We start from the raw sequence: 24,612 nt of genomic DNA on the forward strand, positions 1-24,612 counted from the left end.
TGACTCAAATTAAGGTGCTCAGTTAGATACGACTCAGCATCACTATTTAAAAATTAGCTGCATAGATGCAGTTTGTTAAAAAGGAAATGACAATGAAATACGGCTATTTCGATAACGACAATCGCGAATACGTCATCACTCGCCCTGATGTACCAGCACCTTGGACAAACTACCTAGGTACTGAAAAGTTTTGTACCGTGATTTCGCACAATGCGGGCGGTTACTCGTTCTACAATTCTCCGGAATACAACCGTGTTACTAAGTTCCGTCCAAACGGCACCTTTGACCGTCCTGGACACTATGTGTACCTGCGTGATGATGAGACAGGTGATTACTGGTCTATCTCTTGGCAACCAGTGGCAAAGAGCCTAGATGAAGCGAACTACGAAGTTCGTCACGGCCTGTCATACTCAAAATTCAAATGTGAATACAGCGGCATTACCGCAACCAAGACGCTATTCGTACCTAAGGGTGAAGATGCAGAAGTTTGGGACGTTGTATTAAAGAACAACACTGACAAGCCACGTACTATCAGCACTTTCTCGTTTGTTGAGTTCTCTTTCAGCCATATTCAATCAGACAATCAAAACCATCAGATGTCTTTGTACTCTGCGGGCACGTCTTACCAAGAAGGTGTTCTGGAATACGACCTGTACTACAACACTAACGACTTTGAAGGCTTCTACTACCTAGCTTCAACTTTCTCACCAGACAGCTACGATGGCCAACGTGACAACTTCCTTGGTATGTACCGTGATGAAGCAAATCCAATTGCGGTTGAAAACGGTAAGTGTTCTAACAGCGCTCAAACTTGTTACAACCATTGTGGTTCTCTGCACAAGCAATTTACGATTCAACCCGGTGAAGAAGTTCGCTTTGCGTATGTACTCGGTATCGGTAAAGGCAACGGTGAACGCCTACGTGAGAAGTACCAAGACACAGCAAACGTAGACGCCGCTTTCCAAGGCATCAAAGATCACTGGGACGAGCGTTGCAACAAATTCCAAGTTAAGTCGCCAAACGAAGGCTTAGACACAATGATCAACACGTGGACGCTATACCAAGCGGAAACCTGTGTGGTTTGGTCACGCTTTGCATCATTCATCGAAGTTGGCGGTCGTACTGGTCTTGGTTACCGTGATACGGCTCAAGATGCTATTTCAGTACCCCATGCCAACCCACAAATGACCAAGAAACGTATTATCGACCTGCTTCGCGGCCAAGTGAAAGCGGGCTACGGTCTACACTTGTTCGATCCTGACTGGTTCGATCCAGAGAAAGCCGACGTTGAGCCATCAAAATCACCAACAGTTGTTCCAACACCGTCAGATGACGACAAGATCCACGGCATTGAAGACACATGTTCTGATGACCACCTATGGATCGTTCCGACCATTATCAAATACGTAATGGAAACCGGTGAGCACGACTTCTTCGATGAAGTGATTCCATACGCAGACGGTGGCGAGGCGACAGTTTATGAACACATGAAAGCGGCACTGAACTTCTCTGCTGAATACGTGGGTCAAACGGGTATCTGTAAAGGTCTTCGAGCTGACTGGAATGACTGTTTGAACCTAGGTGGTGGTGAATCTTCAATGGTTTCATTCCTACACTTCTGGGCGCTACAAGAATTCCTAGATCTTGCTAAGTTCCGTAATAACGATGCTGATGTTGCGAAATACACTGAAATGGCAGCTAACGTTCGCGAAGCGTGTGAAACGCACCTTTGGGATGACGAAGGCGGCTGGTACATCCGTGGTCTAACTAAAAATGGCGACAAGATCGGTACCGCTCAACAAGCTGAAGGTCGTGTACACCTTGAGTCAAACACGCTAGCCGTTCTATCTGGTGCTGTATCTCAAGAACGCGGTGAGAAAGCGATGGACGCTGTTGATGAGAACCTTTTCTCAGAATACGGCCTACACCTAAACTCTCCTTCATTTGCAACACCAAACGATGATATCGGTTTCGTAACTCGCGTTTACCAAGGCGTAAAAGAGAACGGCGCAATCTTCTCTCACCCTAACCCATGGGCCTGGGTAGCAGAAGCGAAACTAGGCCGTGGTGACCGTGCGATGAAATTCTATGACGCACTGAACCCATACAACCAAAACGACATGATTGAAACGCGTTACGCAGAACCATACTCGTACGTGCAGTTCATCATGGGTAAAGATCACCAAGACCACGGCCGTGCAAACCACCCTTGGTTAACCGGTACCTCTGGTTGGGCTTACTTCGCGGTAACCAACTTCATTCTTGGTGTTCGTACAGGCTTTGAAGGCTTAACGGTTGATCCTTGTATCCCGACTGATTGGCCAGAATTCGAGGTTACTCGTCAATGGCGTGGCGCAACTTACAACATCACAGTGCAAAACCCGAATGCAGTAAGCAAAGGCGTTGCCTCTATCACTATCAATGGTGAATCAGTTGAAGGCGCTATCCCAGTACAAGCAGAAGGCAGCGTGAACGATGTTGTCGTTGTTCTAGGCTAGTCACGCAATTTAACGAACAGCTCTTGTCTCAAGTCTTTACAGGCTTGAGACAATGAGACTAAAAGGATTTTCTAATGATTAAATTTGGTACAGGTGGCTGGCGCGCTTTCATTGGTGAGGAGTTCACTAGAGAAAACGTCCGTTTGGTAGCGCAAGCACTCGCTAACATCATCAACAACGAAGATGCAGCCAAGAATGGGTTTGTGATCGGCTATGACCGTCGTTTCCTTTCCGATAAAGCCGCATGTTGGTTTGCTGAAGTATTGGCAGCCAACAACATCAAAGTAAGCTTCATCGATAAGTTTGTTCCAACTCCTATCGTGATGTTCCAAGCAAAAGAGATGGGATGCACCTACTCGGCGTGTATTACCGCCTCTCACAACCCAGCCGATTACAATGGCATCAAGGTATTCATTGAAGGTGGCCGTGATGCTGATGAGATCATCACAGAGAAGATCGAACAGCAAATCGCAACACTGACCAACGAAGATATTATTCGTGTCGATTTCGAGCAAGCGTTGAATGACAAAGAGATCGAAATCATCAACCCGATGAACGCCTTTGTTGATTCCATCATTAATGCCATCGATATTGAATCGATTAAGAAAGCGAATCTACGCGTGCTGATCGACCCAATGTTTGGTGTGGCGAAAAACGCTCTGCAAACGGTTCTTATCAACGGTCGTTGTGATGTCGACGTAATCAACGATGGTAAAAACCCAGACTTCGGTGGCCTAATGCCTTCTCCTAGCGCAGCAACGCTCTATCGCTTGAAGCACTTAGTTGCAGCAGAAGGCTATGACATTGGTATTGGTACTGATGGCGATGCCGACCGTTTGGGAATCATCGATGAGAAAGGTCACTTCATTCATCCTAACGAAGTACTACTCCTACTTTACTACTACTTGCTGGAATACAAAGGTTGGAAGGGCTCTGTCGTTCGTAACATCGCAACCACACATCTACTGGATAAAGTCGCGGCGGATCATGGTGAGAAGAGCTTTGAGGTTCCTGTAGGCTTTAAGCACATCAGCTCACAAATGGAGGCCGATGACTCTCTGATTGGCGGCGAAAGTTCGGGGGGTTTAACCATTCGTGGTCATATCAAAGGTAAGGATGGCGTATTTGCTTCAAGCTTACTGGTTGAGATGATCAGTGTGACAGGCAAGAAGCTGTCTGAATTACTTGATGAGATTTACTCTAAATATGGCTATGCCTACACCGCAGAAGGCGATTGTAAGTTTAAACCTTCAGAGAAAGAAGCGCTTTACACTAAGATCTACGTCGAGAAGCAACTGCCTGAATTTGAATACGAAATTGAAAAAGTAAGCTATGAAGATGGTGCCAAGGTGTACTTCAAGAATGGCGGCTGGGTGATTGCTCGCTTCTCAGGAACAGAGCCGTTACTACGAATCTTCGCAGAAATGGAAGATAAAGACACTGCAGAACGTGTTCTTCAAAAAGTGAAAGACTTCCTCTCTCTATAGGCTTATAGAGTGCAGCAGTTTTGTATGGGACTTAACAAATCACTGCCTTGTTAAAGCCTATAAGTGAAGAACTCTTGCCCAGTACTTTGATTAAAGTGCTGGGCTTTTTTATCGCGATTCTTGTAACGATTAGTATCGCGTTATATCTCTTTAAAAAGCCAATACGCCTTTGGTATCGACTTTTACGTTGACCGGCATACCCACTTCAAGTGCTTCTGACGAGGTTGCTAATAACTTCTGACCATGCGCTTCGATTACATAACGACAGTGATCACCCATAAATTGCTGTTCTAGCACCGAAATAGCACTATCTTGCTCGTAACTTGCTTGGATATGCTGGGGCCTTAGCAGAAGCTCACATGTATTGCCGAACTCAATCTCCGTTTGCGGTTTGGCTTCAACCATACCCAAACTGGTTTCAAATTCATGCTCCGAAATACGCTGTGCATTGAGGTAGCTACCGCCACCCAAAAAGTCTGCAACAAACTTACTTGAAGGATGGAAATACAACTCAGATGCCGAACCATACTGCTCAATCACACCATGGTTCATTACTGCCATTTTATCTGCAAATGCGAACGCTTCTTCACGGCTGTGAGTTACGAAGATAGCTGTAACACCCTGCTTCTTAAAAATCTTGCGAATCTGAGAAATCAGCTCATGACGAACCTGAGTATCGATGTTTGAGAATGGTTCATCTAACAGTAGCAAGTCTGGCTTGTACGCCAAAGAACGAGCAATAGCGACACGCTGCTGTTGACCACCTGAAAGTTGATGTGGGTAGCGGTCACCGAACTCACCTAAGTGAACCAGCTCCAGCATCTCTTGAACTTTGTCTTTCTTTTGCTGCTCAGAAAGGTCTTTCAAGCCAAAGCCGACATTCTGGTTTACCGTCAGATGCGGAAACAGGGCGTAATCTTGGAAAATCATACCAATGTTACGCTGCTCTGGTGGCAACCAATTCTCGCCATCATCAATGGTTTGACAGTTCAAACTCATCACACCGCTACTTAATGGAAGTAAGCCTGCAATCGCCTTCAGTAAGGTCGTTTTACCGCAGCCACTCGCACCAAGAAGACAAACAATTTCACCATGCTCAACTTCTAACGAGAGCGCTTCCAAAATGGTTTGCGACTCATACTTACAAGTCAGATCTTTAATTGATAATGCACAACTCATTAGTTTTTCTGCTCCAAGGAACGGTTTACGATGATCAGAGGAATTAAACCCACCAACACCAATAATACAGCAGGCATCGCCGCCAATTCTAGGTGCTCATCTGAGGCATAGTTATAAACATAAGTCGCCAATGTCTCGAAGTTGAAAGGACGCAGCAGCAAGGCCGCATTCAACTCTTTCATTGATTCGATAAACACCAATAAGCCAGCGATCAATGCGCCACGTTTAATCAAAGGTAAATGAACACGGCGTAACATCTGATTGGTATTGCAACCCATGGTTTTTGAGGCCATATCCAATGAAGGGGATACTTTACTCAAGCTGCTTTCAATACTGCCAATTGCCACTGCAGAGAAACGTACGACCATGGCAAAAATTAGCGCGAACATGGAGCCAGAGAAGATCAAACCAGGTCGCCCCCACTCCATCACTTTCGCAATGTCATTGACCAAGTGATCCATGAACAAAACAGGTACCATCACCCCAATCGCTAACACGGTGCCTGGAACGGCATAGCCCATCGAAGCGAGACGCATATAAGCCTGATTTTTCTTACTCGGACTAACGCGTTGATTAAAGTTAACAATCATCGCGATAATCACGCCAATAATCGCAGCAGCTACCGAAACGTAAAGGCTGTTGATGGCATATTCTCTGAATTCAGGGGTCCAGCTTTGAGCAAAATATTTGTAGGCGTAAATAATGAGCTGGCCAAGAGGGAATAAGAACGCAACGCAAACTAATCCCCAGCACCAGAATAGTGCCAGCCATTTTTTCCAACCAGAAAGGTCGTAACGAAAATCTTCGCGGCTGCTGAACTGATTCTGGAATAGCTTCTGCTTACGGCGACTGTATCGCTCTGAGCTCAACAGTAGGATCACGATAACCAGCATGATTGCCGATATTTTCGCAGCTGCCGTTAAGCTTGAGTAGCCTAGCCAAGTATCATAAACCGCAGTCGTTAAAGTATTTACCGCAAAGTAACTCACGGTACCAAAGTCACCGATGGTCTCCATAGCAACAAGCGATAAACCGACCGCCATTGATGGACGAACAAGTGGTAAGGAGATACGACGGAAGCTTTCCCAAGGCGAGCATTTTAGCAAACGAGCAGATTGTAATAAGGAGACGTTTTGCTCCATAAATGCCGCGCGGCACAGCAAATAAACATAAGGATAGAGAACGAGAGACAGAACAATAATAGCGCCGGATAAGGTTCTAATATCTGGGAACCAATACTCACCGGGTCCCCACCCAGTAAGATCTCGCAGTAGAACCTGAACAGGGCCGGCAAAGTCGAACCAATCGGTAAAGATATAGCCAACAATATAGCCTGGCATTGCTAATGGCAGGACGAGTGCCCACTGCAAAACACGCTCTCCCGGAACACGGCACATTGCCATAACCCAAGCCGACGGAATACCAAAAACTAAAGACAGGAACATGGTTCCTATGACTAAAACCACCGTATTGTAGGCATAGGTAGGCATCACTGTGGACATCAGATGAGAAAATAGCTCATCTGTTTCTCCAACAGCCGTCGTAAAAATCGCTAAGATCGGTAAAACCAGTAATACAGCAATAATGCCGCTACTGGTGTTCCATAAATAATTCTTTTCTTTCATCGCCTAACTACAACGAGGCTTAATGAAACACAAATGCATTTGCAAATACATCTCATATCCTTTTAATGGTGGGGTTATTTATACCCATATACTCTAATGACTTCAAGGTGAGATGCTAATAACTCAAGGGATCAACGGGGTGCTTTGTATCAAAAAGTGATTTTCCAATAACAAACAACCCCAAGTAGCCAAAATGGCGACTTGAGGTTGTCATTTTACTTAGGCCGAAGCCTACCGTAATAAATTATAGATCGAACTTAACTTCGTCTAATAGCTTGATTGCAGCCGCGTGGTGGTTTGCAATTTCGTCTAGAGAAATAGTATCCGCTTTGAACTCGCCCCATGAAGCAACAAGCTCAGAAGGTTTAACGTCTGCTTTCACTGGGTATTCGTAGTTCACTTCTGCGTACATGCTTTGTGCTGTGTCACCAGATAGGAATTCCATCAGCTTAACGGCATTCTCTTCATTTGGAGAGTATTTAGCCATTGCCATACCAGAGATGTTTACGTGAGTACCTGTAGTCTCTTGGTTAGGGAAGTTAATGTAAACAGAGTCAGCCCAAGCTTTTTGCTCTTTATCATTAACCATCTTACCTAGGTAGTAGCTGTTACCAAGAGCAACATCACATAGACCTTCTTTAATCGCTTTAACTTGCGCGCGGTCGTTACCTTGAGGCTTACGTGCTAGGTTTGCTTTTACGCCTTCTAGCCATTCTTTCGTTTCAGCTTCACCTTTGTGAGCAATCATCGAAGATACTAGAGAAACATTGTATGGGTGCTTACCACTACGAGTACAGATTTTGCCTTTAAATTCAGGCTTAGTTAGATCTTCGTAAGTGAACTCTTCACCTAGACGACCAACACGGTCACGTGAAGAATAAACGCTACGTGTACGAGTTGTTAGAGCGAACCACTCGTTATCTGTATCTTGGTATTGAGCTGGGATGTTCTTTTCAAGTACATCGCTCTCTACAGATTGAACTAGACCTTGTTTAGTTAATTCAGATAGACGGCTGATATCTACAGTTAAGACAACGTCAGCTGGGCTGTATTCACCCTCTTGAGCTAACTTCTCTGCTAAACCTTTTTTAGCAAACTTAACGTTTACTTTAATACCAGTCTCTTTTGTGAACTCTTTGAACATTGGCTCAACAAGGAAAGGTTGACGGTAAGAGTATACGTTTACTTCTTCCGCAGCCATTGCTGTCGGGGCAATTACACCACACGCTAGAGCTGAAAGTGTTAGCAGTTTCTTCATTGTAAAATCCTTTATATCGAAATGATAATGTCTATCAGTTGCGTTATTATATTCATCATTAACATAATTACAATGACGACCAACAAAAAATCCGTCTACTCAGACCATTCAAACTCTCACTTTTGTAACAAACCATTTCAACTTTGTGTCTTGTCGTTCCCCTTAAACAATGAGCCTAACTTCAACGTTCGTGTTTATATATTGTGCAACCGTAAATACAACAAAGCCCCGCAACAAGAGTTGCGGGGCTTTCTTTGTCCAACCTAACCCATTCAGATTAGGCGACGACTGTTGATTATTTTACTGATACAAACTCAGGGTAAGCGCCGACACCACAATCGTGCATGTCCATACCTTCAAGTTCTTCATCTTCCGTTACTCGGATACCGATTGTTGCTTTAAGCACCGCCCATACTGCTAGGCTAGCACCGAATACCCATGCAAAGATGACTGCTGCACCCATTAGCTGAGCACCAAACGTTGCATCAGCGTTGCTTAGTGGCACAGCCATTAGACCGAAGAAACCACATACACCGTGTACAGAGATAGCACCTACTGGATCATCAATCTTAGCTTTGTCTAGTGCGATGATGCTGAATACAACCAATGCACCAGATACCGAACCAATCGCTACAGCAAATAGAGGTGATGGTGATAGAGGGTCTGCAGTGATTGCTACTAGGCCAGCTAACGCGCCGTTAAGAATCATTGTTAGGTCTGCTTTACCCCAAGTTGTTTTACATACTAGTAGTGCTGCAATTGCGCCTGCTGCTGCTGCTGCGTTGGTGTTAAGGAAGATTTGACCTACTGCTGTTGCGTTCTCAAAATCCGAAACCATCAGTTGAGAACCGCCGTTGAAACCGAACCAACCGAACCAAAGGATAAATGTACCTAGCGTTGCAAGTGGCATGTTTGAACCAGGAATCGGGTAGATTTCACCGTTCTTACCGTATTTACCTTTACGAGCACCGAGTAGTAGAACACCAGCTAACGCTGCTGCTGCACCAGCCATGTGTACGATACCTGAACCTGCGAAGTCACTGAAACCCGCTTCTGATAGGAAACCACCGCCCCAAGTCCAATAACCTTCAACAGGGTAAATGAACGCTGTTAGTACTACAGAGAAGATTAGGAATGACCAAAGCTTCATACGCTCAGCAACCGCACCAGATACTACAGACATTGCTGTTGCAACGAATACTACCTGGAAGAAGAAGTCTGATTCTAGAGAGTGATCTGCGCCTTCACCTTGTGTACCAATTAGAGTACCAAATGATGGCAACCAACCGCCTTCACCGTTGTCGACATACATGATGTTGTAACCAACCACTAAGAAAGCTGTACAAGCAATTGCGTACAAACAGATGTTCTTAGTTAAAATTTCTGTGGTGTTCTTTGAACGAACTAGGCCAGCTTCTAACATCGCGAAGCCTGCTGCCATCCACATTACCAACGCACCTGAAATGAGGAAGAAAAAAGTGTCTAGTGCGTAACGCAGTTCCGTTACTGTTGTTGTAAGTTCCATATTAAAGTCTCCAGTCCTTGTAATTCTTTAAAGTGCTTCAGCATCCATTTCACCAGTACGAATTCGTACGGCTTGGCTTAGGTCATACACAAAAATTTTGCCGTCGCCGATTTTTCCGGTGTGTGCCGCTTGGCTAATCGCTTCAACAACTCGGTCAACATTCTCAGCTTGGGTAGCAATCTCTAGCTTCACCTTTGGTAGGAAATCCACTTGGTACTCTGCACCACGATACAATTCAGTGTGTCCCTTCTGACGACCAAAGCCTTTCACTTCAGAAACAGTCATACCTTCAATACCCACATCAGAGAGCGCTTCGCGTACATCGTCTAATTTGAATGGCTTAACAATGGCATTTATTAATTTCATATTCGTTCCTTAAATTCTTACTTAATCCGTTAATTCTCTTATTACAATCCAAGTAGCGTGCCAAAAAGTTAAGTGCTTGATTTTAAATAAGATGAAGATAATAAGGTCGTAATAACGAAAAAGGCCGCACCAACATGGTGCAGCCTTTTCACTATCTTAATGCGCGATGCTCTTATTGCTCCAGTTTTGGGCAACGGAGCCTTCAAAGCTCTGAATGACTAACAAATAGGTCTTAGGACTAGTAACCTAAAAAATCCATCCAGCGTTCGATGAGCAGTTCGAAATCGTCGATTCCACAGCTTGCTTGGCTTTCACAGTTATAGAAGTCGAACTCACTGCCCTCTTCCATCTCTTGCTCATGCGCTAACACGTTTTCTTGAATCGTTACTTCGTCTTCATTAATCGCAAGGCTAATCTCTTTGCCAAGCAACGTCACTTCATTGCTCAAGTCCTGTCGAGATTGCTCAATCAACGCCATCACATGATCTAATTTTTGCTTATCTTTACCGATCTCTTCTTGAAGCCAACGGCCAACAATCTCATGGCCCATGCTGCATTTCACATAGTATTCACCCATTAGAGTGTTTCTAGTAAATTCAAACTCCATAACTCAACCTATACTGCATTAATACTCAAGCGATACTATTTCTGAGTATACCATTGTCTTGTCAGAAACGAGCGTATTGACGAATTTATCGTTACGATCCAACCTACACAGTCAATGAAGAGGAGGGCTCTATGCAGTTGAACGAAATGATTGCCAAACAAATTGTCGAACGAACCATGAAGATCATCCCACACTCGATTAATGTGATGGATAATAAAGGTCGCATTATTGGATCCAGTGATCCTACTCGCTTATACCAAAAACATGAAGGAGCGGTACTTGCCATCACCGAATCACGAGTCGTTAATATTGACGAAGCCACTGCCGAACACCTAAAAGGGGTTAAGCCTGGAGTTAATTTACCGATTCTATTTCAGGATAATGTCATTGGGGCGATTGGGGTTTCTGGGACACTGCAGCAAGTTCATCATTTTGGTGAGCTGGTGAAGATGACCGCTGAGCTTATTGTTGAACAAGCTGTACTTATGTCTCAAGTAGAATGGAATAAGAGGCATCGTGAAGAATTGGTATTGCAATTAATCCGAGGTAGCACGCTTAATGACATGCAACTGCAATCCATCGCACAGCGTCTGGATCTCGACCTTGCACAACCGCGGATTGCCGCCATCGTCAAGGTGTTACCGATAGGAGACACTGCGCCTTCATTGGAAAACTTACAGCAATTAGTACATTTACTTGAATATCCCGAGCGCGATAATTTAGTCGGTATCTTGTCTGTTTCACAAAACGAAGTGGTGGTACTCAAGCCTATAACCCTGATAGGGAACAGCTGGTCCAAGGATGCAGAAGCCAAGCGCGTGAAATTGCTACTCAAAAGAATAAAGAAAGAAGCTAAGTTTCAAATCAAGATTGCGCTTGGGGATTACTTTACCGGACTTTCTGGTTTAGCACGCTCATATGATACCGCTGAGCTCACTATCCGCAGTGTCGGTAACCGCCCCGGAGACATGTTTTTCTATCAAGACTATCGACTGCCGGCCATTATGAGTAGCCTGTTACAAGATCCATGGATTCGTGAGCAACTGGAGCAGTCTTACCTACATCTTCAACAACAGGACAGTAAAGGGATACTGATCAAAACTTTGAAGACATATTTAAAACAGAACTGTGATTCAGCTCTCACCTGTAACGAACTACATATCCATCGCAATACGCTACGCTATCGAACAGACAAGATAAACCAAATAACATCATTAAATATCAACAATATAGACGATCTATTTCAACTCTACATTGCAATAAATCTATTCCACTGGTCGAGCTAAAAAATGTGCAGCTGCACAATTTAAAAGGACCAATTTGAGCACTTATTTGTAGAGAATGACAAAGACTTACCAACCCTATATCTTTATATTTGCCGAAAATGACACATCGTTATCTGGGAAATAGAACATGATTGAAGTTTCAACTCTTGGCGCACTTTCAGCATTGATTGTTGCTATCGCGCTCATTCTTAAAAAAGTGCCACCCACCTACGGCATGATCATCGGTGCTTTGGTTGGCGGCGTGGTTGGCGGCGTTTCTCTCACCGAAACCGTTGAGTTAATGATAGGTGGTGCCCAAGGGATCGTCACTTCAGTGATGCGAATTCTCGCCGCTGGTGTGTTGGCCGGCGTACTAATTGAATCAGGGGCGGCTACCTCGATTGCAGAATCCATCATCAAAAAAGTAGGCGAAACTCGCGCCTTACTTGCTCTTGCCATTGCGACCATGATTTTAACCGCTGTTGGCGTTTTCGTTGATGTGGCCGTTATCACGGTTTCTCCTATTGCACTGGCTATTGCTCGCCGCGCAGACCTTTCTAAAACCGCGATCCTTTTGGCGATGGTGGGCGGCGGTAAAGCAGGTAATGTCATGTCGCCTAACCCAAATGCCATTGCGGCGGCTGATGCGTTCAATGTTCCGTTAACCTCTGTGATGGCTGCAGGCGTGATTCCGGGTCTATTTGGGCTGCTTTTCGCCTACTTCTTGGCAAAGCGCCTCGTCAATAAAGGTTCAAAAGTAGCGGAAAGTGAAGTGGTCAAAGCGGATCAAAGTTCACTGCCAAGCTTTTCTTCTTCAATCGTTGCACCGTTAGTGGCTATTGCCCTACTCGCGCTGCGACCACTCGCTGATATCAATGTTGATCCTCTAATTGCATTACCCTTGGGTGGATTGCTGGGTGCACTGGCTATGGGTCGCTTCAAACAAGCCAATAGCTTTGCGGTTTCAGGCTTGTCACGTATGGCACCGGTTGCTGTAATGCTACTGGGCACAGGAACCATTGCAGGCATCATTGCTAACTCAGGACTAAAAGCTGATCTGATTGAAGTGCTGACGATGTCTGGGCTGCCTTCTTACTTACTTGCTCCGTTTTCTGGCGCACTGATGGCACTATCAACCGCATCGACAACTGCCGGAACAGTAGTGGCATCGAATGTATTTGCCAGCACCATTCTTGAGCTAGGTGTTCCAGCTCTCGCAGGCGCAGCAATGATCCACTCTGGTGCGACAGTACTTGACCATATGCCACATGGTAGCTTCTTCCATGCCACGGGTGGTGCGGTACATATGAGTATTCATGAACGTCTAAAACTCATCCCTTATGAGTCAGCGGTCGGTCTTGTTATCGCCTTCGTCTCAGTAATGATCTTCGGTGTATTTGGTCTGTTTGTTTAAGTTTAAAGGTATCAAAATGAAAATTGTAATTGCTCCTGACTCATATAAAGAAAGCCTATCAGCAATGGGCGTTGCTCAAGCGATTGAAGATGGCTTTAAACAGCTAATACCAAACGCCGAATACGTAAAATTACCAATGGCTGATGGTGGTGAAGGCACAGTACAATCTCTGGTGGATGCGACCAATGGCTCTATCATCCAACATCCAGTGATTGGTCCATTAGGTGAAATTGTCGAAGGCTTCTACGGTATGTTCGGTGACGGTAAAACTGCCATTATTGAAATGGCGGCCGCTTCCGGCCTAGATTTAGTCTCTCCAGAACAACGTAATCCACTAAAAACCACTACCTATGGTACGGGTGAGTTGATCAAAGCCGTATTAGATAAAGGTGTTGAGCATATTATTATTGGCATTGGTGGTAGTGCGACCAATGATGGTGGCTTAGGAATGGCTCAAGCGCTAGGCATTCGTATGCTAGATGCAGAGGGTCACGAGCTGGTGTTTGGTGGTGGTGAACTGTCAAAACTGACAACCATTGATCTCACCAACCTCGACCCACGCCTACAAAACGTACGCTTAGAGGTCGCTTGTGATGTCGATAATCCATTATGCGGACCAAAAGGGGCATCACAAGTATTCGGTCCGCAAAAAGGCGCAACACCAGAAATGGTTGAGCTGTTAGATGCTAACCTTGCTCATTATGCCAGTATCATGAAAAACCAGTTAGGCGTCGATGTCATTGATCTCCCTGGTGCTGGCGCGGCAGGCGGTCTAGGCGCGGCACTTGTTGGCCTGTTAAATGCGGAGCTTCGCCCTGGTATTAACATCGTAATGGACGCCGTCAATTTAGATGAAATAGTCTCAGATGCTGATCTTGTGATTACAGGAGAGGGGCGCATTGATAGCCAAACCATTCATGGCAAAACACCGATTGGTGTCGCTCGCACAGCCAAAAAACATAAACTGCCTGTCATCGGTATTGCCGGCTGTCTAGCCAGTGATTGTGGTGTGGTTCATGAGCATGGTATCGACGCGGTATTTGCGGTAGTGAACCGTTCAGTAGACTTGCCGACAGCTTTGGCTGAAGCGGCTGAAAATATTGAACTTACTGCTCGCAATGTTGCAGCAATGTATACGATTAAGCACTAATCGAGCTCTCTGTATGCTAAAAGCAATTAAGGCCGCTATTCACAGCGGCCTTAATTATATTTACAACAAAATCAGACGTTACGCAGGCTCTTGGAAGATAACCGTGTCTGCTTTTTCCGTGTACTGACCCATTTTATGGAAGTTCAGGTAACGGTATGTATCAGCAGCGGTTGCATTAATCTTCTCAGCGTACTCTAAGTACTCTTCTTTCGTTGGGATGCGACCTAGAATCGCGCCAACAGCAGAAAGCTCAGCAGAAGCCAGATAAACGTTCGCGCCATTACCTAAGCGGTTCGGGAAATTACGCGTTGACGTCGACATAACCGTCGAAGCATCAGCAACACGAGCTTGGTTACCCATACATAGTGAACAGCCAGGAGTTTCGATACGTACCCCAGCACGACCGAAGATGCCGTAGTAGCCTTCTTCTGTCAGTTGGTCTTTATCCATCTTCGTTGGCGGAGCCACCCATAGGCGAGTATTTAGCGAGCCGTTAAACTCTTCTAGCATCTTACCTGCAGCACGGAAGTGACCGATGTTCGTCATACAAGAACCGATGAACACTTCTTGAATCTCAGTGCCTTGAACGTCAGATAGAAGACGAGCATCATCTGGATCGTTTGGTGCACATAGGATTGGTTGATCGATGTCAGCAAGATCAATCTCGATAACGTGCGCGTATTCCGCATCTGAATCAGCAGATAGCAACTCAGGGTTCTCTAGCCACTCTTCCATTGCTGTAATACGACGCTCAATCGTACGAACATCACCGTAACCTTCAGCGATCATCCACTTCAGCATCACGATGTTCGAGTTCAAGTACTCAGAGATAGACTCTTCAGAAAGCTTAACGGTACAACCTGCAGCAGAACGCTCAGCAGATGCATCAGAAAGCTCAAATGCTTGCTCAACAGATAAGTGCTCAACACCTTCAATTTCTAGTACACGACCAGAGAATTCGTTGATCTTACCGGCTTTCTCTACCGTTAGTAGGCCTTGCTTGATGCCGTAAAGAGGAATGGCATGTACTAGGTCACGTAGCGTGATACCCGGTTGCATTTCACCTTTAAAGCGAACCAAGATAGATTCAGGCATATCAAGAGGCATAACGCCTGTTGCTGCAGCAAATGCTACCAAGCCAGAACCCGCAGGGAATGAAATACCTAGAGGGAAACGAGTATGCGAGTCACCACCTGTACCTACAGTATCAGGAAGAAGCATACGGTTTAGCCATGAGTGGATAACGCCATCACCCGGACGAAGTGAAACACCCGCACGATTCATGATGAAATCAGGTAGCGTATGGTGAGTGTTTACATCGACTGGTTTAGGGTATGCCGATGTGTGACAGAAAGACTGCATTACAAGGTCTGCAGAGAAACCAAGACACGCCAGATCTTTAAGCTCATCACGAGTCATAGGACCGGTCGTATCTTGAGAACCGACTGTCGTCATTTTAGGTTCACAGTACTGACCAGCACGAACACCTTCAACGCCACATGCTTTACCAACCATCTTCTGAGCTAGCGTGTAGCCTTTATCAGATGCAGATGGATCGATTGGTTTAGCAAACAGATCCGTTTCAGCTAGACCTAGAGCGTCACGAGCACGACCCGTTAGACCACGACCGATGATCAGTGGAATACGGCCACCAGCACGCACTTCATCAAGAAGTACTTTGCTTAGCTCAAAGTTTGAGATCACAGAACCGTTCTTGTGAACAACACCTTCGTACGGGTAGATATCAATGATATCGCCCATGTTCATGTCTTGTACGTTCAGTTCAATGGGTAGTGCGCCTGAATCTTCCATTGTGTTGTAGAAGATTGGTGCAATTTTACCACCAAGACAAACACCGCCAGTACGCTTGTTTGGTACGAATGGGATATCTTCACCCATGAACCAAAGTACTGAGTTTGTTGCCGATTTACGTGAAGAACCTGTACCAACAACATCACCAACGTAAGCCAGTGGAATGCCATCTTTTTGCATTTCTTCAATTTGTTTGATTGGACCAACGCTACCCTGTTCATCAGGAGTAATGCCATCACGTTCCATCTTCAGCATCGCTTTCGCGTGTACTGGGATGTCAGGACGTGACCATGCATCAGGCGCTGGAGATAGGTCATCGGTGTTCGTTTCACCAGTGACTTTAAATACTTTTACTGTGATTTTTTCTGCTACTTTATCTTTCGCTGTAAACCATTCAGCATCAGCCCAAGATTGAAGTACTTGTTGTGCAGCAGCATTGCCAGCTTTCGCTTTCTCTTCTACGTCATAGAACGCATCGAACATCAGTAGAGTATGAGATAGCGCTTTAACAGCGATTGGAGCAAGCTCAGCATCGTCTAGTAGAGATACTAGAGATTCGATGTTGTAACCGCCTTGCATGGTACCAAGCAGTTCTGCAGCTTTTGCTTTGCTTACTAGTGGCGAAGCTACTTCACCTTTAGTGATAGCCGTAAGGAAGCCAGCTTTTACGTAAGCAGCTTCATCTACACCCGGTGGAATGCGATTTTCTAGTAGGTCAAGAATGATTTCTTCTTCACCTTGAGGTGGATTCTTCAGAAGTTCAACTAGGCCAGCTACCTGCTCAGCATCTAGTGGTTTTGGAACAACTCCTTCGGCAGCACGTTCTTCGACGTGTTTACGGTAGGCTTCAAGCACGACTTTTTTCCTCTCATTGCGGTTCACTTCTTTCCTTCATAATTGTTAGTAAAATAAAGAAGTGAACATCCTTGGAAACTTGGCTCTCCATTGCCATTTTTGTCATTCAATTTGTATTGATGAGCGGCGTCATAGAGGCCAAACTGTGGGCGGTAGAATAGCAAATTTAACGTTAAATTAAAATCTTATCATTTTGACCAACATAGCAAGTTAAGACGAAAGTCCCACTATTTTTGCCTAATTACGCACTTAAATGGCGACTCTGCGCATGATTATTTGTAGGACGTACCTACAATCAGATACACCGAATCGAAATTATCTTCGGTTCGGCCATAAGCTAAAATGATCGGCCCGATTGGAGAATCAACACCCGCGAAAACAGAACCCGCGGTGTACATTGGCGCTTCATCAATACTCAAATCATTGTTCGACCAAACACCACCATGCTCAATGGATGCGCCCACGTAGAATGGTGATTTAAAAAGGCCGAAGTCATTTTCAAACCACTTATAACGATAAATAAGGCTGGTGTAAGCCAAGTTCTGACCAATCATACTATTCCTTGGAATACCTGACAGGTTTAAGAAGCCACCAAGCTCTTTGGGATCAATAGGGAAAATCGAATTTTTGCTCTCTACAATACCGTAATCCAGCTTTGCGACTAAAGTATGCTTCTCAATACTCTTTGCTGCCATGAAATTGGCCGAAAACTCATAAACCGTATCACTCTCAGACGTTAAATCCGATTCACCAAGAGAGCTGTCATTATCAAAATCATCATGAGAAACGAGGTACTCTAAATCGACAAAGTAACCCTTGGTCGGTAAGCTGAAATTATCCAAAGTATCCAGTCGGTAACCCATGAAGCCACCAATACGCTTGTAGCCACCACTGCCCAATGAAGGTAACGAAGAAACCTCAACATCCCCATCTGTATAACGAACACCAAATGTCAGCTCCTGCCACAAGGTTGGTTGATAGCCTAATGCCAATTCACCGACATATTCACTATACGTCATAGGGAGATAATCTTTCGTTACGTCCAGTGTCGGTTCTTCAATATCATCAATATCTGCGGGTAGGTTTCTGTTCTCTTTGCTGTAAACAACCGATGCCGAAGTAAACAGCTTTTGACTCGAAAAGAATGGCGAGTAAAGTTCCGCTTCAATTCGCTTGTCCGTTCCCATCTCGATATTGGTTCTTAGCTCTGCACCATGCTTATTAATATCAGTAAAGTTGGCTGAGACACCGAGCGAGTATTGGCTTGTAGTAGAGAAATCATCTTCAAGAAAGAATCGAAAGTTGAGGTAGTTTGGCCCCCAAGATTTTTCGTTCACATCGACCAGCAGTTGCTCCTCGCCATCTACCGTGTCAAATTCATAAGTCACCAACTCGAATCTATCTAGCGCATAGAGGTCTTGTACTTTAGATTCAATTTCACTGGTCTTCAGAATCTCACCTGAATCAAGGTTTAAACGGTTTTCGATCAGCTTATCGGAATAGTGGGTATTGTTATTGATAACAACTCGGTCAACGACGGTCTTATCGCCGTGTTTTAGCTGTCTGCGCGCTTTTTGTTTGTCCTCGATATAATGCTGATAATCGGCATTTGAGAGCGATAGCTTAGAAAGTTCATCAGTATGCTGCTTAGCAGCTTCATAGCCCGCGAGGAAAGCCGATGGCATTTTATCAAATTCTGTCGTCTCCATTTCCCCAACATCTGGGCGCAGGAAGACATCATCGTCTGTTAAAGTTTCAGCTTGCTCTTGGGTGCTGCGTTGAACAAGATAATTAGAGAGTTGGTCAGCTGCGGCTAGAAAATTCGTGAAATCATCTTTGCCTTTGTAGTTGGTACTGATATCCACCGCAATGACAATGTCCGCGCCCATCGCTCTGGCTACGTCGACGGGCATGTTATTGGTGACACCACCATCAACCAGCATTCGACCATCTAAGGAATAAGGGGGAAGCGCGCCGGGTACTGACATACTCGCCATCATGGCATCAACAAGGTGGCCATGATCGATGACCACCTCTTCAAGTTCGATAATGTCAGTTGCGACTGAACGGTATGGGATAGCAAGATGGTCGAAAGAATCGAATGAGGATAGATTACCCGTGGTCTCACGCAGAATACGCAACATATTCTGGCCTTGCACCACCCCTTTCCTTGCTTTGATTTCGCCCCAACCTAAGCCGAGATCGGTGTTCAGTTGGTAGCGGTCTTCATATTCTTTGTCACGTACACGGCGATCACTACGGTTAACGCGATCACGATAACCGCGATTCCAATCAACCGTATAAATAAAGCTCTCGATCTCGTCTGCGCTCATCCCTGTCGCATAAAGACCACCAACGTATGAGCCCATACTGGTACCGGTAATGTAATCAACCGGGATTTGCATCTCTTCTAGAGCTTTAAGCACACCAATGTGAGCTGCACCTTTTGCCCCACCACCAGCAAGAACGACAGCAACGGTTGGCCTTTTATGAGCTTGTTCAGCCTGCTGAGATTGATCAATCTGTGTCGCGGTGGATGCAAACAGCTGAAAACTGATCACAGTACCGACAACACCTAAGCCACTCACTAACCAACGAGAAATCATTATTTTAACTGTCCTTGTCATTCTTTCTTGTTACGACTTTACCACTGAAAAAGCTTCTTTAGCCACTGTTTTGGTTGACTTTCACAGCCCTTTTTAATGTTTCCACCCTCATCCCAAAGTGGCAGTTTAACTGCACCGTCACAATCAAACTCTAAAGCCCCTTCAGAAGTTCGAGTAAAGTTAGCGGTGACAATTCCTGTCGGCCAAGGCAATAATAACTGCTCGGGTGTTCTCTGTTTCAGATAATCGGCATAAACACGTAACGCACCACTCGAACCAGTAAGTTTAGTCGGCTTATTATCATCACGCCCTAGCCAGATGGTCGTCACTTCACGGCCATCAACGCCCACGAACCAACTGTCTCGGCTGTCATTACTAGTGCCCGTTTTACCAGCTAACCCTGCCCATGCAAACTGACCTTGTAGGAAACGGCCTGTACCTTCCGATACACCACGCTTCATCGCATAGGTTGTTAACCAAGCGGCTTGCTGGTCGACGCTTTGTGATACGCGAGGAATCGACTGATACAAAACCTCACCATCGTTATCAACCACAGAGCGAAGTGCAGACAAAGGTGCAATACGCCCAGAATTAGTAATGGTTTGATACATCTGCGCGACTTGGAATGGAGTCAGTGAGAACGAACCCAAAAACATCGATGGTACTGGACGAATCTCATTTTTATCGACTCCCAGCTTTCCAATCGTATCCGAGACGCTATCAATGCCTAACTGCATGCCTAAACGAACGGTAGGTACGTTGTAAGACTTAGAAAGCGCCACATACAAAGGCACATCGCCACGGAACTTACGATCGAAGTTTCTTGGGCTCCATACACTGCCTTTACTGCCTTTCAAGCTCAATGGCGTGTCCTTCAATGTTGTCGCTAACGTGTACTTCTGGGGCTGCTCTAATGCGGTTAAGTAGATTGCTGGCTTAACCAAAGAACCAATAGGACGACTCGCGTTCAAGGCACGGTTAAAGCCATCGTAGCCAGTACGCTTACCACCGACCATAGCTCGGATTTCACCGGTATTTCTATCCACGGCAATAGCCGCAGCTTCCAGTTTGTTACCTGCGGTTTTCGATAAATCAGGCACCTTACGTGCAATCGACTTCTCTAACTTGTCTTGAGAGACCGGATCCAGAGAGGTAAAGACTCGAATCCCTTTTTTCGCCTCAAATCGATCGCCGACATACTTCTTAAGCTCAATATTTACTTGTTGGAAGTAAGCGGGCTGACGGCTAGCAATGCGCGGGTTGTCTTGAATATCCAAATCACGACTCGCCGCTTCTTCGTATTGTCGCGGAGTTAATATGTCTTGCTGCATCAATAAGCGAAGAACCAGATCTCGTCGAGTCTTGGCACGCTCAGGATAACGAACCGGATTGTAATACGACGGTCCTTTCACCATACCTACCAGCAGTGCTAGTTGATCGATGCGCAGCTCTTGAATTGGCTGACCGAAGTACAAGCGAGACGCTAAACCGAAGCCATGGATCGCTTGCCCACCATTTTGCCCAAGGTAAACCTCGTTTAAGTAAGCCTCTAGGATACGGTCTTTGCTGTAACGATGGTCTAAGATAAGTGCAATGTAGGCTTCACGAACCTTACGCCACAATGTACGTTCACTGGACAGGAACAGGTTTTTTGCCAACTGTTGTGTCAGCGTACTACCACCTTGTACCGTTCGCCCAGCTTTGACGTTAACGACCATTGCACGAGCGATGGCCAGTGGCGACACACCATCGTGTTGATAGAAGTTTCGGTCTTCGGTTGCCAGTAAGGCATCAACCATCACTTCTGGGAACTGATTGCGTTTTAAGAACAGGCGCTGCTCATCGTTACTTTTCTCAAGCATGCCAAGCATTTTCGGTTCAACACGCAGGTAGCCCATGTCGCCTTTCTTCTCCAGCGACTGAATGCGAGTTAATTCGTTACCATTGAAGTGCAGCATCACATGACGATCCGCTTCCGGTCCATCAACAAACTCGAACGGACGACGAATCATTTCAATCTTGGTCGAAGAAGAAGAGTATTCGCCTGGGTGACGAGGCGCGTTCACCTTACGGTAATTAAGTACATCGAGCTCATTCTTAACCTGAACCAAACTCACCGGAGTTCCCGGAGACAGGTCTAGCACTCGCGCATAAACCACGGTTGGCAAATCAAACAGCTGACCTTCAAAGCGCTGTTTGACCACAGAATCAAGATAAATACCGACGAACAACAGCAATGCCGCAAGCGCTAAGCCCGCTTTCCAAGAAATGCCCCATAGGATCTTCAACCAACCTCTTTTGCCAGATTTCTTAGCCTTAGGTTTGGTCTTTTTCGCAGCCGCTCTTGGTTTTCTTGGCTTGGCTTTGGTCGCTGGTGACTTCTTTGCTGGCGCTTTTTTAGGTGGTGCCTTTTTTGGCGTTAACATTTTGGTCATCATCGATTCAACTGTCGTTTAGTTTTAGTGGTTGCTACATGGTTAGCAGGGTCATCCGGCCAAGGATGTTTTGGGTAACGGCCCTTCATCTCTTTTTGTACTTCTTTGTACGCGCCAGCCCAAAAGCCAGCTAAATCTTGAGTAATTTGTAGTGGTCGCTGTGCTGGAGAAAGGAGCTCAAGCACTACTTTTTTACGCCCTTGCGCGATCAATGGCGAGTCTTGTTCGCCAAAGACTTCCTGCATTCGCACTGAGATCACTGGTTCAGATTGATATTGATAACGAATGGCCTTCTTGCTGCCTGTTGGCATCAGATAGTGCGTTGGCAACCATTGGTCGATTTCTTGATTCAAAGGCCAACCAAGATAAGCCGACAATGCTTGCTCAATCGAAACACTAGACAGTCCTTTTGCCGACTTAATGCCATTCAGATAGGGAGATAGCCACTCATCAAGGTGTTCAATCAAACTCGCATCGTCCATCGCTGGCCAATCATGCTCAGGCATCCAAAGCTCTGCACAGCGTACACGCTCAACCAACTGCTTAGCCGAAGCTGTCCAATTTAAGCGATCCAACCCACATCGAGCGACATAATTGAGCAGCGCTTGGCTCGCCTGATTCGCATCGGGATCAGGTAAAGCTTTGGTGCTGATAATCAACTTGCCCAGAGATACACGCTGCTCAGCAACTAAACGGCCACGTTTCTCATCCCAATCGGCGTAATCGGAACGCACAAACAGTTTTGGAAATTCAGCTTCTAACTGTGCGATATCAACCGCGGTGGCTAAGAAAATCTGACTGGCTCGCCCTGTGCTGCGCATCAAATCAATCACTACGATATAGTTATTGTTCGCCAGTGGATCATCATCACGAACCTCAGCACCGTGGCCATTCGCCAAAAGGAAAGCACTGCTGGTCGCGCTTCTCACTTGTGCAATCCGGTCTGGGAAGGCAAAACAAAGCACTAATGGTAGCAATGATTCGTCAGCTTGTGACAAATCTAAGTGATGATTGAGTTTGCTCGCGAGACTTTTCGCTCGCTGCATCACAACGCTATTTTTGGAATGTTTTCTTTGCTTAAGTCGATGCAAAGAGTGTTGAATATCCGTCACATTGCGCTCCGGCTCTTCCAGCAAAGCAGCAGCAACAATCGCGACATTCAACAGAGCAGGACTACCTTGCTGCGCTTTAACCAACATGCTGGCAATACGAGGCTCTAGACCTAAACGTTGGACCTGTTTTCCTAATGCCGTAAATTGACCATTATCGTCTAACAATTCAAGAGTCTGTAAGAGTTGCTTGGCTTGCCCGATAGAAGCTTTGGGTGGAACGTCTAACCATTGCAGTTCATCAGCACTCGCAGCGCCCCATTGCGTCAATTCAGACACCAGCGAAGACAAATCAGAATGAAGAATTTCAGGTTCTGGTATAGCTGGTTGCTGCATCAGCTGCGTTTCGCTGTACAAACGAACGCACAAGCCCTCTTCAATTCGTCCCGCACGACCTGCTCGTTGTTCAGCTGAAGATTGCGAGATTTTCACTTGCTCAAGCTTAGTAATACCGGTTTTCAGATCGAACTTCGCCACACGTTCAAGCCCAGAATCAACCACCAATCGAATACCTTCAATCGTCAAAGAAGTCTCAGCAATATTGGTCGCTAACACCACCTTTCGACGCCCTTTCTCTGATGGCGCGATCGCTTTCTGCTGTTGAGAAAAGCTGAGTTGCCCATACAGAGGACACACATCGATATCATTGGCGAATTGTTCTAGTTGAGATTCCACCTGCTTAATCGCAGAAACGCCCGGCAAAAAGGCCAGAAGTGAGCCTGACTCTTTCTCCATCAGAGAGCGAATCACGTTAGCCATTTTAGGGGCTAGATATTCATTTGCGTTAAGAGGCTGATAACGGAAATCGACCGGAAAGGTGCGACCTTGTGATTCAACGTATTTGGCATTCGGCAGCAAAGTTTGCAGAGCTTGTTGATCTAAAGTTGCCGACATCACTACCACTTTCAGATCGTCACGCAACGCCTCTTGGATCTCTAAGCTAAACGCCAATGCGGTATCGGCGTGAATACTGCGCTCGTGAAATTCATCAAAGATCACCATATCAACCCCAGTTAATTCAGGGTCGGTTTGGATCATTCTTGTCATGATCCCTTCAGTAACAATCTCTAAGCGAGTCGCACTGCTGCTTTTAGATTCACCACGAACTCTAAAGCCAATGCTCTCTCCCACCTTTTCTCCCAATTGGCTCGCTAAGTAAGTAGCAATATTCCTTGCAGCCAAACGCCTCGGTTCAAGCATGATGATTTTGCCTTGAACGGCGTTGGTCTTAACTAACTGTAAAGGGAAGAATGTTGACTTACCCGCACCGGGAGCGGCCTTTAGAATAAGTTGAGTGTGTGTTTCTACGCCAGCGAGCAGATCTGGCATCACAGCTTCTATGGGCAGTTGTGGCAATGGGAGAACCTTGTGGTGTAATGTTGGCAACATTGTACATAAAAACCTACCTGTCTAAATAAGTA

The 24,612-nt window shown here is 45.6% G+C and carries 15 protein-coding genes; 5 read left to right on the top strand and 10 right to left on the bottom strand.

The genetic code is table 11. The annotated features are described in order from the left end of the window. Positions 1 to 92: 92 nt before the first annotated feature. Both AB4507_RS09140 and AB4507_RS09145 read left to right on the top strand, forming a co-directional pair. The gene (locus AB4507_RS09140) at positions 93 to 2,498 is read left to right on the top strand and encodes a GH36-type glycosyl hydrolase domain-containing protein (RefSeq protein WP_017066806.1); all 2,406 of its coding nucleotides are present in this window, start codon (positions 93 to 95) and stop codon (positions 2,496 to 2,498) included. Positions 2,499 to 2,572: 74 nt separating this feature from the next. After that, complete coding sequence (locus tag AB4507_RS09145) at positions 2,573 to 3,985, top strand: phosphoglucomutase/phosphomannomutase family protein (RefSeq protein ID WP_371724358.1); 1,413 nt, start codon at positions 2,573 to 2,575, stop codon at positions 3,983 to 3,985. Positions 3,986 to 4,135: 150 nt separating this feature from the next. Here AB4507_RS09145 and AB4507_RS09150 read toward each other — a convergent pair whose 3' ends face one another. The 6 genes from AB4507_RS09150 to AB4507_RS09175 all read right to left on the bottom strand — a co-directional run bounded on the left by AB4507_RS09150 (position 4,136) and on the right by AB4507_RS09175 (position 10,545). Next, the gene (locus AB4507_RS09150; protein WP_065584918.1) at positions 4,136 to 5,164 is read right to left on the bottom strand and encodes an ABC transporter ATP-binding protein; all 1,029 of its coding nucleotides are present in this window, start codon (positions 5,162 to 5,164) and stop codon (positions 4,136 to 4,138) included. Further along, positions 5,164 to 6,789, bottom strand: a complete 1,626-nt coding sequence (locus tag AB4507_RS09155) for an iron ABC transporter permease (protein WP_017059418.1) — start codon at positions 6,787 to 6,789, stop codon at positions 5,164 to 5,166. Before AB4507_RS09155 ends, AB4507_RS09150 begins: the two co-directional genes overlap by 1 nt. Before the next feature lie 244 nt (positions 6,790 to 7,033). After that, the gene (locus tag AB4507_RS09160) at positions 7,034 to 8,047 is read right to left on the bottom strand and encodes a Fe(3+) ABC transporter substrate-binding protein (protein ID WP_017059419.1); all 1,014 of its coding nucleotides are present in this window, start codon (positions 8,045 to 8,047) and stop codon (positions 7,034 to 7,036) included. 295 nt (positions 8,048 to 8,342) lie between these two features. Further along, the gene (locus tag AB4507_RS09165) at positions 8,343 to 9,572 is read right to left on the bottom strand and encodes an ammonium transporter (RefSeq protein ID WP_017059420.1); all 1,230 of its coding nucleotides are present in this window, start codon (positions 9,570 to 9,572) and stop codon (positions 8,343 to 8,345) included. A gap of 27 nt (positions 9,573 to 9,599) precedes the next feature. Then, positions 9,600 to 9,938, bottom strand: coding sequence for a P-II family nitrogen regulator (glnK, locus tag AB4507_RS09170; protein WP_004738200.1), 339 nt, complete (start codon positions 9,936 to 9,938; stop codon positions 9,600 to 9,602). Between the two features lie 238 nt (positions 9,939 to 10,176). Further along, positions 10,177 to 10,545, bottom strand: coding sequence for a YacL family protein (locus AB4507_RS09175; RefSeq protein WP_019824378.1), 369 nt, complete (start codon positions 10,543 to 10,545; stop codon positions 10,177 to 10,179). A gap of 131 nt (positions 10,546 to 10,676) precedes the next feature. On the opposite strand from AB4507_RS09175, the gene AB4507_RS09180 reads away from it, so the two are divergent. From AB4507_RS09180 to AB4507_RS09190, 3 genes are all read left to right on the top strand, one after another. Then, positions 10,677 to 11,831, top strand: a complete 1,155-nt coding sequence (locus AB4507_RS09180; RefSeq protein ID WP_372182569.1) for a sugar diacid recognition domain-containing protein — start codon at positions 10,677 to 10,679, stop codon at positions 11,829 to 11,831. A gap of 127 nt (positions 11,832 to 11,958) precedes the next feature. After that, positions 11,959 to 13,224 (top strand): GntP family permease, encoded by a 1,266-nt coding sequence (locus AB4507_RS09185; RefSeq protein WP_017059423.1) that lies wholly within the window; start codon positions 11,959 to 11,961, stop codon positions 13,222 to 13,224. 16 nt (positions 13,225 to 13,240) lie between these two features. Beyond that, complete coding sequence (locus tag AB4507_RS09190) at positions 13,241 to 14,374, top strand: glycerate kinase (RefSeq protein ID WP_017059424.1); 1,134 nt, start codon at positions 13,241 to 13,243, stop codon at positions 14,372 to 14,374. Positions 14,375 to 14,452: 78 nt separating this feature from the next. On the opposite strand, the gene acnB is transcribed toward AB4507_RS09190, so the two are convergent. From acnB to hrpB, 4 genes are all read right to left on the bottom strand, one after another. Beyond that, entirely contained in the window at positions 14,453 to 17,041 is a 2,589-nt protein-coding gene (gene acnB, locus AB4507_RS09195) for a bifunctional aconitate hydratase 2/2-methylisocitrate dehydratase (protein ID WP_017072021.1), read from the bottom strand. 272 nt (positions 17,042 to 17,313) lie between these two features. Continuing rightward, positions 17,314 to 19,647 (bottom strand): patatin-like phospholipase family protein, encoded by a 2,334-nt coding sequence (locus AB4507_RS09200; protein ID WP_372158435.1) that lies wholly within the window; start codon positions 19,645 to 19,647, stop codon positions 17,314 to 17,316. Between the two features lie 38 nt (positions 19,648 to 19,685). Then, on the bottom strand, positions 19,686 to 22,085 hold the full coding sequence (gene mrcB, locus AB4507_RS09205) for a penicillin-binding protein 1B (RefSeq protein WP_017063253.1): 2,400 nt from the start codon (positions 22,083 to 22,085) through the stop codon (positions 19,686 to 19,688). Next, positions 22,082 to 24,580 (bottom strand): ATP-dependent helicase HrpB, encoded by a 2,499-nt coding sequence (gene hrpB, locus AB4507_RS09210; protein WP_171732439.1) that lies wholly within the window; start codon positions 24,578 to 24,580, stop codon positions 22,082 to 22,084. The genes mrcB and hrpB overlap by 4 nt, the downstream gene beginning before the upstream one ends. Between the last annotated feature and the right edge of the window lie 32 nt (positions 24,581 to 24,612).

The organism is Vibrio sp. 10N.222.54.A3 (genome assembly GCF_041474095.1).
Lineage (GTDB): Bacteria > Pseudomonadota > Gammaproteobacteria > Enterobacterales > Vibrionaceae > Vibrio > Vibrio crassostreae_C.

Coding starts and splice junctions, on each gene's coding strand:
- AB4507_RS09140 (WP_017066806.1), top strand. CDS start 93: ATGAAATACGGCTATTTCGATAACGACAATCGCGAATACGTCATCACT.
- AB4507_RS09145 (WP_371724358.1), top strand. CDS start 2,573: ATGATTAAATTTGGTACAGGTGGCTGGCGCGCTTTCATTGGTGAGGAG.
- AB4507_RS09150 (WP_065584918.1), bottom strand. CDS start 5,164: ATGAGTTGTGCATTATCAATTAAAGATCTGACTTGTAAGTATGAGTCG.
- AB4507_RS09155 (WP_017059418.1), bottom strand. CDS start 6,789: ATGAAAGAAAAGAATTATTTATGGAACACCAGTAGCGGCATTATTGCT.
- AB4507_RS09160 (WP_017059419.1), bottom strand. CDS start 8,047: ATGAAGAAACTGCTAACACTTTCAGCTCTAGCGTGTGGTGTAATTGCC.
- AB4507_RS09165 (WP_017059420.1), bottom strand. CDS start 9,572: ATGGAACTTACAACAACAGTAACGGAACTGCGTTACGCACTAGACACT.
- glnK (WP_004738200.1), bottom strand. CDS start 9,938: ATGAAATTAATAAATGCCATTGTTAAGCCATTCAAATTAGACGATGTA.
- AB4507_RS09175 (WP_019824378.1), bottom strand. CDS start 10,545: ATGGAGTTTGAATTTACTAGAAACACTCTAATGGGTGAATACTATGTG.
- AB4507_RS09180 (WP_372182569.1), top strand. CDS start 10,677: ATGCAGTTGAACGAAATGATTGCCAAACAAATTGTCGAACGAACCATG.
- AB4507_RS09185 (WP_017059423.1), top strand. CDS start 11,959: ATGATTGAAGTTTCAACTCTTGGCGCACTTTCAGCATTGATTGTTGCT.
- AB4507_RS09190 (WP_017059424.1), top strand. CDS start 13,241: ATGAAAATTGTAATTGCTCCTGACTCATATAAAGAAAGCCTATCAGCA.
- AB4507_RS09200 (WP_372158435.1), bottom strand. CDS start 19,647: ATGATTTCTCGTTGGTTAGTGAGTGGCTTAGGTGTTGTCGGTACTGTG.
- mrcB (WP_017063253.1), bottom strand. CDS start 22,085: ATGATGACCAAAATGTTAACGCCAAAAAAGGCACCACCTAAAAAAGCG.
- hrpB (WP_171732439.1), bottom strand. CDS start 24,580: ATGTTGCCAACATTACACCACAAGGTTCTCCCATTGCCACAACTGCCC.